Annotated in this window: 11 protein-coding genes; 6 read left to right on the top strand and 5 right to left on the bottom strand. The window is 63.6% G+C overall.

Annotated elements, in window-relative coordinates:
- The first annotated feature begins 158 nt into the window (after positions 1-158).
- The 3 genes from P7C00_RS21875 to P7C00_RS21885 all read left to right on the top strand — a co-directional run bounded on the left by P7C00_RS21875 (position 159) and on the right by P7C00_RS21885 (position 2,649).
- Positions 159-1,535: a hypothetical protein gene (locus P7C00_RS21875; RefSeq protein ID WP_404937344.1), complete on the top strand. Its 1,377-nt coding sequence runs from the start codon at positions 159-161 to the stop codon at positions 1,533-1,535.
- Positions 1,536-1,712: 177 nt separating this feature from the next.
- Positions 1,713-2,153, top strand: a complete 441-nt coding sequence (locus P7C00_RS21880; RefSeq protein ID WP_346635189.1) for a hypothetical protein — start codon at positions 1,713-1,715, stop codon at positions 2,151-2,153.
- A gap of 49 nt (positions 2,154-2,202) precedes the next feature.
- The gene (locus tag P7C00_RS21885; RefSeq protein WP_404937345.1) at positions 2,203-2,649 is read left to right on the top strand and encodes a GNAT family acetyltransferase; all 447 of its coding nucleotides are present in this window, start codon (positions 2,203-2,205) and stop codon (positions 2,647-2,649) included.
- 10 nt (positions 2,650-2,659) lie between these two features.
- On the opposite strand, the gene P7C00_RS21890 is transcribed toward P7C00_RS21885, so the two are convergent.
- The 3 genes from P7C00_RS21890 to P7C00_RS21900 form a co-directional block, all read right to left on the bottom strand.
- Positions 2,660-3,076, bottom strand: a complete 417-nt coding sequence (locus P7C00_RS21890; RefSeq protein WP_123727826.1) for a hypothetical protein — start codon at positions 3,074-3,076, stop codon at positions 2,660-2,662.
- 234 nt (positions 3,077-3,310) lie between these two features.
- Positions 3,311-4,126 carry a helix-turn-helix transcriptional regulator gene (locus tag P7C00_RS21895; RefSeq protein ID WP_346635191.1) on the bottom strand — a complete coding sequence of 272 codons (816 nt, stop codon included), beginning with the start codon at positions 4,124-4,126 and terminating at the stop codon, positions 3,311-3,313.
- A 13-nt stretch (positions 4,127-4,139) separates the two neighbouring features.
- Positions 4,140-5,015: a LysR substrate-binding domain-containing protein gene (locus tag P7C00_RS21900; protein ID WP_404937346.1), complete on the bottom strand. Its 876-nt coding sequence runs from the start codon at positions 5,013-5,015 to the stop codon at positions 4,140-4,142.
- Between the two features lie 224 nt (positions 5,016-5,239).
- Here P7C00_RS21900 and ampC point away from each other — a divergent pair, with 224 nt between their 5' ends.
- The gene (gene ampC, locus P7C00_RS21905) at positions 5,240-6,412 is read left to right on the top strand and encodes a class C beta-lactamase (RefSeq protein WP_346635193.1); all 1,173 of its coding nucleotides are present in this window, start codon (positions 5,240-5,242) and stop codon (positions 6,410-6,412) included.
- A 319-nt stretch (positions 6,413-6,731) separates the two neighbouring features.
- Positions 6,732-7,454, top strand: coding sequence for a phosphatidylcholine synthase (gene pcsA / locus P7C00_RS21910; RefSeq protein ID WP_404937347.1), 723 nt, complete (start codon positions 6,732-6,734; stop codon positions 7,452-7,454).
- Positions 7,455-7,467: 13 nt separating this feature from the next.
- Here the strand turns inward: pcsA and P7C00_RS21915 are convergent, their stop codons facing one another.
- A complete protein-coding gene (locus P7C00_RS21915; protein ID WP_404937348.1) occupies positions 7,468-9,915 on the bottom strand; it encodes a PAS domain-containing protein in 2,448 nt (815 codons plus the stop codon).
- A 206-nt stretch (positions 9,916-10,121) separates the two neighbouring features.
- Here P7C00_RS21915 and P7C00_RS21920 point away from each other — a divergent pair, with 206 nt between their 5' ends.
- The gene (locus tag P7C00_RS21920; protein WP_346635196.1) at positions 10,122-10,742 is read left to right on the top strand and encodes a LysE family translocator; all 621 of its coding nucleotides are present in this window, start codon (positions 10,122-10,124) and stop codon (positions 10,740-10,742) included.
- A 21-nt stretch (positions 10,743-10,763) separates the two neighbouring features.
- On the opposite strand, the gene P7C00_RS21925 is transcribed toward P7C00_RS21920, so the two are convergent.
- Positions 10,764-11,546 carry a sulfite exporter TauE/SafE family protein gene (locus P7C00_RS21925; RefSeq protein WP_404937349.1) on the bottom strand — a complete coding sequence of 261 codons (783 nt, stop codon included), beginning with the start codon at positions 11,544-11,546 and terminating at the stop codon, positions 10,764-10,766.
- Between the last annotated feature and the right edge of the window lie 92 nt (positions 11,547-11,638).

The raw sequence follows: 11,638 nt of genomic DNA on the forward strand, positions 1-11,638 counted from the left end.
CGAAGTAGGTTATTCAGCTACTGTTCTGGAGTGCATGGACGTTCGCAATCGGCACCTAGCTCCCCCCTACCTATCGCTGCCAATGCCAGGAGTAGCGCGCCCAAGTAGTCCTGTGCAGTCAAGCTTGATCGTAATGACTCATGGCCAAGGAGAGTCCTATGTCATCCAGATCCTTGTTGCTTTCCATCGTGATGGTCCTACCCACCGCCTACAGCATCAACGTTCACGCGCTGTCCGGTGACGACGGCTATGACCAGGCCGCCATCAAGCAATTCAACACCTCCGCCAGGGCGCCCTGCATCCCCGGCGCGCCCTGCTTCGCTATCAACAATCAATACCCCGCCAGCCCGCCGGCCCATGTCCCGAACTTTCCCTGGAGCGGCACCAACTACAAGACCGATCCACAGAAGTACATGGCCGAGGTCCTGAGTTATGTGATCGAAGGCAATACCGGGGTCGACTGGGAAGTGCAGAAGAACAGCGTGCGTCGCTGGTACCACGCGCCCTGGATGCACGCCAAGCGCGAACCCGTACATGGCCTGACCATGGAAAGAGGCAGCCGCCTGCATGAACTGGGACCAAACCAGACCCGGCGCACCAGTAACTGGGCGGTGGGTTTCTATAACGATTTCGGCGGCAGTACCTTCGGCAAGGTGTGGAAAGGCTCGGTGCGCCCGACCACTACCAACGCCTCATTCCCGGTAGGCACGGTCACTGCCAAGCTGCTGTTCACCGATGCCACCGATAACGAAGCGCCCTACCTCAAAGGCCACAACCTGGAATGGCAAGCGGACATCACCAACAACGGTCAGTTGAAAAAGCTACGCCTGCTGCAGATGGATATTGCGGTCAAGGAACAGGCCGATGCCACCCACAGCGGCTGGGTATTCGGCACCTTCGTATTCAACGGAGCCCGGGGCTCCGCCAACTACTGGGAAAACCTGATTCCCGTGGGCCTGGAGTGGGGTAACTCACCGGGGTTCACTTACGCTGACTACCGAACAGGCAAGCGCCCGGAGGAAAGCTGGATCAACCCCGAGGCCAAGGCGTTGTTCGCCAACCGTGCACCAGACGACCAGATGGGCTACCTGGGACGCATGAACGGCCCCGTCGACAGTCCGCTTTCCGGTTGCATGAGCTGCCACAGCCGGGCCATGGATACCCGGGGCAAAGCCGGACCGGATTTCAATCCCAAAACCAAGGACAATTGCCTGGAAGTGGTCAAGCTCGCCGACAACAGCAACGAAACCTACAAGCGTTTGCCCGGCTGTGTGGTCAATGAAGCAGCGGTGGCGCCGTTCTACCGCAATCTCAAGTCCAACGAGCCCTTCACTCCCGGCTTCAATTCCCTGGACTACTCGCTGCAAATGGCCCTGGGCGTGGCCAGCTGGAACACCTGGACCCAGCAGAACTACCCGACGGTGTTCAAGGCCAACAGCATGACCTTCAAGCTCAAGAGTTTCAGCCTCGACGCGCCGGCGTCGATGACCATCCCTCTGCTACCTGCCGAACAGGCCTACCATCGCGGCGATTGATCGCTCTGGCTGCCCATGGCGCTTTCTCCTGCAAGCGCCATGGGCAGCGTCTCAGACCGTGGATGGCTTAAGCAGGTCAGGTGACTGCCAAGTCTCCGCTAAACGCCTGCCGCGGGTATTTATCTGCTCACCCGAGTCTGGAATCATGCCCACTCGTCTCGACAGGAGTGAGCCCCGATGAACCATGTCTTACGCCTGGGCCTTGCCCTGGGCACGCTGCTGGCGAGCGCCTGGCTGCAGGCCGCAGACCCGGCCGAACCCCATGTCTACTACAGCCTGGTGCCCGGCCAGTTCATGCTGATCGGCAAGGAGCCGGATGGCGGCCCGACCTACTCGGGCACGGCGGTGATCCGCTTTGAAAACCAGGCCCTGACCCTGGTCAGGACCATCGACGGCAAGACCACCACCGCCATCGGCAAGGTGGAGCGGGCCACCATGGCCGAGGCCGATGTGCTGCGCTTCAGCTGGCCAGGGCACGACGCCACCTGCCTGGTGCGCGGCGATCTGGACAACTACTCGCGCTTGAGCTGCTACTGGACCCGGGACGGTGTGGATCACAAGGAACCGGGGCTGGAGGCCTACTTTCCCACCGAAACCTGGCCCGGCCACCAGGACTGAAACCCGGCCACCGCCCCCCCTATGCCCCCCTTTTTAGAGAGCCCACGCCTTGATCCAACTCGTCGAATACAGCAACGCCCACCATCGCCAACCCGTGATCGATCTGTGGAACCGCGCCTTCGGTTATGACACCGCCCACAACACCCCTGACCTGGCCATCGATCGCAAGCTCGCGGTGGATGACGGGCTGTTCTTCGTCGCCCTGGACGAAGAACAGGTCATCGGCACCCTGATGGCCGGCTACGACGGCCACCGCGGCTGGCTCTACTCTCTGGCGGTAGACCCGCACCAGCGCCGGCTCGGCACCGGCCGGGCGCTGGTGCGCCATGGCGAACAGGCCCTGCAGGCCCGCGGTTGCCTGAAGATCAACCTGCAGATCCTCAGCAGCAACGTCGCGGTGCAGGGTTTCTACCAGGCCCTGGGGTATCAGGTTGAACCACGGATCAGCATGGGCAAGGTGATCACCGCGAACATCCCCGAACACCTGCGTCATTGAAGCCAAAGCCCTACCAGTTGTGCTGGTTGACCCGGGCTGTGACCAGCAATTGCTGGGCCATAGCGGCGGCGGCCTGCTGCGAGGCACTGTGCAGCAGCGGGTAGCCCCAGAACTTTTCATAGGTATCGGCAAACGCCTCGACCCCGGCCTGGGCCTCAGGCTCCGGGGCGATGACGATCATTGCCTTGATCCAGCGGCGGATCGCCGCCTTGTTGCGCTTCATCCACAACGAACCCTGCTTGAGCCGTTCCTTGCTCTGCACACTGTTGCGCTGCGCGGGGTCAGGCATGGCATCGCTCATCAGGACAAAAGCCTGACCGCGCTGCATTAGTGCCTCCAATTGCTGGAAAGGAGTGTTTCCAGGCTGCTCGACGCCCTCGGCGCGACGCATCCAGACCAGGGGGAAATGCTGATGATCGAAGTACATGGGAACACCTCAAGAGAGCTGACAAACAAGAATGCTTATCATCTTCCTGAAAAGAACTGTCCGCATCAGTCGAGATTGACAAGTTATTGACCAATCCAGCCAAACGATTACAGCGTCAGGTGTCACCGCTGCCGCAGGCTGCGCACGAGCGCGCAACGGCCGCGGCAATCTTGAGAGCGCGGGTGCTCGACATCTCCCCAGGGCCTTTGCGCTGCCTCGCAGGCTTGGCAGCAGCTACAGGGGTTGGTCGTTCTCCAGGGCTTGGCGGCGTTCGGCAAAGAAACGCCCGGGCGGCTGGCCGACGGCTTTCTTGAACATGCGGATAAAGGCGCTGGCGCTGTCATAGCCCAGGGACAGCGCCACACGCTCCACCGCGTCGCCCTGGCCCAATTGCTTGAGCCCCAGGAGGATGTGCAACTGGCGCTGCCAGCGACCGAAGCTCAGGCCCGTCTCGGCCACGATCAAGCGGCTCAGGCTGCGTTCGCTGAGGCCGATCAGCGCCGCCCAATGCTCCAAGCTGTGGCGCTGCCCGGGCTGTTCGAGAATCTGCTGGGCCAGGCGCCGCAGCTGTTCATGCCGGGGCATGGGCAGGTGGATCTGCTCCCGCGGCGCAGCAGCCAGCTCGTCCAGGGCTACGGCCATCAACCGCCCTTCGGCGCCCTGCTGGTCATACAGAACGGGCAATTGCGCACAACGCCGCAGCAGCTCCTGCAACAGCGGCGACACTGCCAGGGTGCAGCAGGCCAGCGGCAGAGATCGGGCATGCTCGGGTTCGACGAACAGGCAGTAGCCCTGAGCGTTCTCCAGCCCCTGGACCCGGTGTTCGATGGCGCTGGGAATCCACACCGCGCACTGCGGCGGCGCCAGCCACAGGCCCTCGGCGCTCTCGCAACTGAGTACCCCGGACAGGGGGAACAGCAACTGCGCCTTGCGGTGGCTGTGCCACGGCCGTTCCCAGCGCTTGTCCTGGCTTGAAATGCGCAGAGCACAGACCGGCCGCGCGATCGCATCCGGGTCATGCTCCTGCTCCTGGCCTTTGAACACCGACATCCTCGTCTCCCTCCTAGGCACCAGCAGTTTCCAGCAGCCAGCCCTTGAACGCACCCATGGCGGCGGTTTCGGCCCGGGACTGCAAACGGGTCAGCCAGTAGCTGCCGGTGACAATGCCGATCTCGAACGGCTGGACCACCGCCCCGCTGGCCAACTGTCGCTCGAACATCAGCGGCGGCGCCAGGGCCACCCCCAGTCCTTGCAGCGCCGCTTCGAGCATGCCCAGGGAAGAGTCGAAAACAATGCTCTGGGGCAAGGGACTGCCGCCGCCCAGTCCCGCCTCCTGGAACCATTGCGGCCATTCATCGGTGCGGTAGGAGCGGAACAGGGTCTGGCCCAACAGGTCCGCCGGGCTGTGCAACTGATGGGCAATCTGCGGTATGCACAACACCGACAGCGGCGCCTGCAACAGCTCCAGGGCCTCGATGCCGTGCCAGGCTCCCGTGCCAAAACGGATCGCGTAGTCCAGGCCCTCGGCGGCCACGTCGACACGGTTGTTGTTGGTACTCAGGCGCAGGTCGACAAAGGGATAGCGCGCCTGGAAATCCCCCAGGCGCGGCAACAGCCAGCCCACGGCAAAGGTGCCTACGGCCCCCACCGTCAGCACTTCGCGGTAGTGCCCACCCTCGAAGCGTCCCAGGGTCTGAGCGATGCGGTCGAAGCAGTCCCGCAGCACCGGCAGCAGGGTCTCCCCTTCGCTGGTCAGCATCAGCCCCCGGGGCAAGCGCTTGAACAGGGTGACGTTGAGCTGGGCCTCCAGGCTCTTGACCTGATGGCTGACCGCCGCCTGGGTCACACAGAGCTCGATGGCGGCGCGGGTGAAACTCAAATGACGGGCCGAGGCTTCGAAAGCCCGCAGCGCGTTCAAGGGCAGATGTGGACGGAGCATGGGCATTCCCTAGTTTTTCTAATGGCTCCTGCGAAATATCGTCGTTTGCCGATCCTGCGCAGACTGCCTACATTGGCCTCGCTCGCGCAGTGCTGACCACCCTCTCCCTTATCGGGAAGACTTCGCGAGCACTGCGCTCCGGGGTTCCGGCAAAGAACCCCAAGGCCGAAAAGCCGCTGGGAATAGGCGGCAAAAAAATCAGAACCCATGGAAAACAAACCATCATGCGCCAAAGAACCTTAACCGGATTGGGCATCATCAGCGCCTGCGTACTGCTCCTGGGCAGCGTCGACGCCCTGGCCGAGAACACCCAGGACAGCCGTCTGAAAACCACCGTGGACGCCACCATCCGTCCGCTGATGCACCAGCAGGGCATTCCCGGCATGGCGGTCGCGATCATCGCCAACGGCAAGCGACATTACTTTAACTACGGCATTGCCTCCAAGGACAATCAACAGCCGGTGGACAACGACACCCTGTTCGAAGTGGGTTCGGTGAGCAAGACCTTCAGCGCGACCCTGGCCGGCTACGCCCAGGCCAGCGGCAAGCTGGCCCTTGAGGACCACGCCAGCCAGTACTGGCCGGCCCTGCGCGGCAGCGCCTTCGACGGCATCAGTCTGTTGCAGTTGGGCACCTACAGCGCCGGCGGCCTGCCGCTGCAGTTCCCCGACGACGTCCAGGGCGAGGACAAGACCCTGGATTACTACAACACCTGGAAGCCCACCTTCAGCCCGGGCACCCAGCGTCTGTATTCCAACCCCAGCATCGGCCTGTTCGGCTACCTCGCTGCCCGCAGCCTGGGTCAACCGTACGCTCAACTGCTGGAAAAGAGCCTGTTCCCCAAACTGGGGCTCAAGCACAGCTACCTCCAGGTGCCCAAGGACCAGCAGGCCCACTACGCCCAGGGCTATGACAAGCAGAACAAGCCGATCCGGGTCAGCCCCGGCCCCTTGGATGCCGAGGCCTACGGGGTCAAGACCAGTGCCCCGGACCTGCTGCAGTTCGTTGCCGATAACCTGCAACCGCAGCCGTTGGACGACACCCTGCAAAAAGCCATCGCCAGCACCCAGAGCGGCTATTACCGGGTCGGCGACATGACCCAGGGCCTGGGCTGGGAGCGCTACGCCTACCCGGTGCCCCTGGCACGGCTGCTGGCAGGCAACTCGACGCCAATGGCCCTCGAACCGCACCCGGTGCAGTGGCTGACTCCGGCCCAACCGCCCAAGGCCGACGCCTTGTACAACAAGACCGGTTCCACCAGCGGCTTCGGCGCCTACGTGCTGTTTGTCCCGAGCCAACAGATTGGCATTGTCCTGCTGGCCAACAAGAACTACCCCAACGAGGAACGGATCAAGGCCGCCCATGCGCTCCTCAGTGCCCTGGAGGCAACGAAGTAACCGAGCAGCGCAGCATCACGCCCCCCGGGGCAGCCAATAAAAAACGCCACCGGTGTTCAGCGCCAGGTGGCGTTTTTCTTGTCGCTTCGGCCATGGCGCCTAGACTCAGGAAATCCCCCTCGACCGTTGACCTCGGCCAGCTGTGCAACGCCCGCCTTCCTGGATAGCGACAAGGACCGCAAGGCCCGCATCGAGCCTGATTCAGGGGTGGCGCTGAACCTTCTGCCAGGCTTTCCGGTCGATAACTGCAACCTGGACCAGCACCGCCGCGTGCACAACGCTGGTCGTCCGGGAACCACAGCCGCCGGAGAAACGCCCCGTGATATCGACCCTGCAAATCGCCAGAATCAAAGCCTGGGGCGCCCATGGCTTCACCGCCACCGGAGTGGTCAGCGCCCTGCTCGCCACCCTGGCACTGTTCGACAACCAGCCCAAGGCCTGCCTGTTGTGGCTGGGGGTGGCGCTGCTGGTGGATGGCGTCGACGGCTCCCTGGCGCGCAAGGTCAAGACCAGCTCGGTGCTGCCCAACATCGACGGTTCGGTGCTCGACCTGGTGATCGACTACCTGACCTATGTGTTCATCCCGGCGTTGTTCATCTACCGCTACATTCCTCTGCCGGAGTACAGCGCGCTGCTGGCCACCTCACTGATCCTGCTGTCGTCGCTGTTGTGCTTCTGCAACGTCAACATGAAGAGCCACGACAACTACTTCCAGGGTTTTCCCGCCGCCTGGAATGTGGTCGCCCTGTGCTTCTACCTGATCGAGCCCGGCCCCTGGCTGAGCTTGCTGAGCATCTTCGCCCTGGCCCTGCTGACCGCCACCCGGGTGCAGTTCCTGCATCCATTCCGGGTGCGCAAGTGGATGCCGCTGAACATCATCGTGACGTTCGTCTGGCTGCTCAGCGGCGCGCTGCTGATCCTCAGCCACCCGTTGCACAGCCCGCCGATCATGGGCCTGTGGCTGGCGGCTTCGGCCTATTTTCTGGGGATCTGCCTGTGGCGCTCGGCCCAGGAATGGATGAAGGGCAGCCACCAGCCCTAAGCGGCGGCCTGTGTCACAGCGGCAGGTCGTTGCCGATCGCGGCACTCAAGGCCTGGGCCAGGGCCGCCACCGAGTAGGGTTTCTGCAGGAACACGAACTCCCGGGTCTGGCCCTGGGCCAGGGCCGGGCTATAGCCGCTGGTGAGGATCACCGGCAGTCCGGGGTAATCACTGCGGATGCGGGTGGCCAGTTCGATGCCGCTCATGCCGGGCATCACCACATCGGAAAACACCGCCTGGAACACCCCCGATTCCTGGCTCAGGCGACGCAGCGCCTCGATGGCGCTGGTGGCCCATTCGGTCTGGTAGCCCAGCTCGTTCAAGGCCTGGGCCAACAGCACGCCCACCTCGGGATTGTCTTCCACCACCAGCAGCGTGGCGCCCTGGCCATCCACCAGCAGCGGCCCCGGGCAAGCGGGTGCTGACGGGCTGACCACGGCTTCGGAGCGCGGCAGGTACAAGGTAAAGCACGTGCCCTGCCCCGGCTGGCTGTGAACCACCAGGCCGCCGCCGGACTGCTTGGCAAAACCGAACACCTGGGACAGGCCCAGCCCGGTGCCCTTGCCCACCTCCTTGGTGGTGAAGAAGGGCTCGAAGATCCGCTCGATCTGCTGCGGGTCGATGCCGGCGCCGGTATCGGTCAGAGACACCGCGACAAAGTCACCGTTCTGGGCGCCCTGGCTGGTGCTGGCGGGAATCTGCCCGACCCGTTCCACGGCTATCACCAGCAGGCCCTCGCCCTGCATGGCGTCCCGGGCATTGACCGCCATATTGATCAGCGCGGTATCGAACTGGCCGGCATCGGCATGGATGCAGCACGATTGCTGCGGCAGTTCGATACGCAGTTCGATGCAGGCGCCGATCAGCGGATTGATCATCTGTGCCAGCAGTTGCACGCTGACGCCGACATCGAAGGTTTCCGGACGCAGATTCTGTTGGCGGGCATAGGCCAGGAGCTGGCCGGTGAGTTTGCTGGCGCGATCCACGGTGTCGGAAATGGCATCGATGTACAGCTGCCGGCGCTCCTCGCTGAGGTTGCGCCGCAGCAAGTCGGTGGACGAGCGGATCACCGTCAGCAGGTTGTTGAAGTCGTGGGCGACACCACCGGTCAGTTGCCCCACCGCCTCCATCTTCTGTGCCTGGCGCAGGATGTCCTCGGTCTTGCGCAGCGCCTGCGCGGCTTCACGCTCGGCCTGAATGTCACGCCCCACGGCATGCAGGTGCTGAGGGTCGGGCACGGCACTCCAGGACACCCAGCGATAGCTGCCGTCCTTGTGCCGAAAGCGGTTTTCCACCCGAGAGAAACTCTGGCCCAGAGCCAGTTCGGTACAGGCGTTGACCGCCGCCACGCTGTCCTGGGGGTGGATAAAATCGTAGAAGCTGCTGCCTTCGAGTTCGTGCCGCTGCCAGCCCAGCAATCGGGTCCAGGCCGGGTTCACGGCGACGATGCGCCCGTTGAAATCCGCCACCAGCATCAGGTCGGTGGACAGTTGCCAGATCCGGTCGCGTTCCTGGGTACGCTCCTGGACTCGCTGTTCCAGGGACTCGTTGAGGCGGCGCAATTGCTCCTCGGCCTCGCGGGTAGCGGTGATGTCCCGGGAAATGCAGAGGATCTTCTCCGGCTGACCGGCCTCATCGAGCATCGGCGTGACTTGCACATCCCACCACTTGGCGTTGCCGGCCAGGGTATTGGCGGCGCCCTGGAACCGCGCCGACTCCCCGGCCTGGGCGGCGGCGATGGCGGCCTGGGCGTCGAGGTTGCCCTGGCCCTGCCAGAAGTCCGGCCAGGGGCAGCCGGCAATGGCGTTGAAGTCACTGACCTCCATGACCCGCAGGCCACCCTCGCTCATGAACGACAACTGACCATCGAGGTCCAGCACCTTGATGCAGTCATTGCTGCTGGCCAGCACCCGGGTATTGAGCTCGCGGGTCTCCCGCAGGCGCGCCTCGGTGAGCCGGGCATGCAGCCCCAGGCGCACCCGTGCGGTGGTTTCCACGGTGTGGCAGAGCACCCCCAGCACCTGCTCCTGGCGCTCGTCGAATACCGGGCTCATGGAAAACGACCACCAGGTCAGTTCCTCTCCGGGATAGCGCTGCATGTTCACCGGCAGGTCTTCGTGACGACAGGCCTGGCCGCGAAACGCCTGCTCGACCATGGGCTGCACATCCGGCCAGGCATCGGCCCAGAGCGTCTCGATGGTCTGCCCCAGGGCATTGGCCAGACGCGGCCCCAGCACCGGACGATAGGCGTCGTTGAAAAAGAACTGCTTCTGCGGGCCCCATAGCAGGTACAGACTTTCAGGGGATTCGAGCACCAGGCCCAAGGTGCTGTGCAGCAGGCTCGGCCAATGCTCCCGGGGGCCCACCGCAGTCTGCGACCAATCGAACTGGCGGATGGCGGCACCGGTCTCGCCGCCACGCCAGGTCTGGGGAGCTGCACCATCAGAAGAGGAAATAGTCATGGACCGCATCACACAAGGAAAAAAGGGGCAGCACTGCCAAACAAAGGCCTGCGCAGGATAACTGACCCCTGGAATCCACGGAAGTTAGCTGCCTCGAAGGCCGTTTCAGATCTGTCACCGGGAATCCTCCTGATGCCTTTAAACCACGCCGGGCTTGGGGCATCCTCCGTCAACGCAACGCCCATCGGCCTGATGAGAACGCCTCGATGAACACCACGACCCTGCTGCTCTACACCTCAAGCTGCTTTATCGGCGCCGTGATCCCCGGCCCCACTTCGCTGCTGGCCATGGCCAACGGCACCTCGCGCAATCGCCAGCTGGTGGCGGTGGGCATGGCCGGTGCGGCGCTCTCGGATGTGCTGATCATTGCCGCGGTGGGCCTGGGCCTGGGGGCCATGCTGATGGCCTCGCAGCAGTTGTTCATGGTCTTGAAGTGGGTCGGCGTGTGCTACCTGGCCTGGCTTGGCATCCAGCTCTGGCGCAGCACGCCCCAGGCCCTGGGCGAGCAGCAGGTGCGGGCCGGCTCGCGACGTGGCGAGGTGTTCCGTCGTAGTTTCTCGGTGGCCATGACCAACCCCAAGGTGCTGCTGTTCTTCACTGCCTTCCTGCCGCAATTCGTCGATCCCGCCCAGCCGGTCTTCGCCCAGTACGCCACCCTGGCGCTGGTCACCGCGCTGGTGGAAGTGCTGGTGATGGGGCTGTATGCCGCCGGCGGAGTGCAGGCGGCGAAGTTCCTCACCCAGACCGGCATGCGCCGGCTCAATCAATGCTGCGGCGCGGCCATGCTCTCGCTGGCGGGGTTTCTGGCGCTGTATCGCCGGGCCTGAACTGGCCCGGCCGCAGAGGAATCAGAAAGCCAGCTTGTAGCCGATGGAAAACAGCATGACCGCCAGGCACGGCCGCAGGATCTCGTCGGAGATCCGTCCGGTCATGTGGCTGCCGATCCAGATCCCCGGCAGCGAACCCATCAGCAGGAACCCCAGCAGGTGCCAGTCCATGTTGCCCATGCTGGCATGGCCCAGGCCGGCCACCAGGGTCAGGGGCACGGCGTGGGCGATTTCGGTGCCCACCAGGCGCTTGGTGGCCAGGAACGGATAGAGGATGAACAGCGCCACAGTGCCCAGGGCGCCGGCACCGATGGAGGTCAGCGCGACCAAGGTGCCGAGGATCAGCCCGGTGACCACCGTCAGGCCATTGAGACCGCGGGGGCTTGGCTGATAGTCGCTACCGTGGCGCTGGGCGAAGGCCATGAGCTTCTTCTTGAAGACAATGGCCAGGGCCGTGAGCAGCAGGACGAACCCCAGCCCCTGCTTGATCACCGCGTTCAAGGCCTGGGGATCGGAGTCCAGGTTGTTCAAGAACCATAGGGTGGCCAGCACCGCCGGCACGCTGCCCAGGGTCAGCCAGCCGGTGATGCGCCAGTCGATATTGCGGTTTTTCTGATGCACCAGCACCCCACCGGACTTGGTGATGGCGGCGTACAGCAGGTCAGTGCCCACTGCGGTGGCGGGGTTGATGCCGAACCAGAGCAGGATCGGGGTCATCAGCGAGCCGCCGCCAACCCCGGTCATGCCCACGATGAATCCCACTACCAGGCCTGCGATTACAAAACCGAAATTACCCACATCCATCAATAAAACCCTACAAATCACACGGCCAGGTCAAAAACTGGCGGCAGCATAGCGGCTAAAGCTTATGTCCATTTATATGAATAAAATCTAAC

It is taken from the genome of Pseudomonas sp. JDS08PS003 (assembly GCF_045013505.1).
GTDB lineage: Bacteria > Pseudomonadota > Gammaproteobacteria > Pseudomonadales > Pseudomonadaceae > Aquipseudomonas > Aquipseudomonas protegens_B.

What these genes read in the sequence shown, in the direction of transcription:
- P7C00_RS21875 (WP_404937344.1), top strand. Translation starts at nt 159, where the DNA reads ATGTCATCCAGATCCTTGTTGCTTTCCATCGTGATGGTCCTACCCACC.
- P7C00_RS21880 (WP_346635189.1), top strand. Translation starts at nt 1,713, where the DNA reads ATGAACCATGTCTTACGCCTGGGCCTTGCCCTGGGCACGCTGCTGGCG.
- P7C00_RS21890 (WP_123727826.1), bottom strand. Translation starts at nt 3,076, where the DNA reads ATGTACTTCGATCATCAGCATTTCCCCCTGGTCTGGATGCGTCGCGCC.
- P7C00_RS21895 (WP_346635191.1), bottom strand. Translation starts at nt 4,126, where the DNA reads ATGTCGGTGTTCAAAGGCCAGGAGCAGGAGCATGACCCGGATGCGATC.
- P7C00_RS21900 (WP_404937346.1), bottom strand. Translation starts at nt 5,015, where the DNA reads ATGCTCCGTCCACATCTGCCCTTGAACGCGCTGCGGGCTTTCGAAGCC.
- ampC (WP_346635193.1), top strand. Translation starts at nt 5,240, where the DNA reads ATGCGCCAAAGAACCTTAACCGGATTGGGCATCATCAGCGCCTGCGTA.
- P7C00_RS21915 (WP_404937348.1), bottom strand. Translation starts at nt 9,915, where the DNA reads ATGACTATTTCCTCTTCTGATGGTGCAGCTCCCCAGACCTGGCGTGGC.
- P7C00_RS21920 (WP_346635196.1), top strand. Translation starts at nt 10,122, where the DNA reads ATGAACACCACGACCCTGCTGCTCTACACCTCAAGCTGCTTTATCGGC.
- P7C00_RS21925 (WP_404937349.1), bottom strand. Translation starts at nt 11,546, where the DNA reads ATGGATGTGGGTAATTTCGGTTTTGTAATCGCAGGCCTGGTAGTGGGA.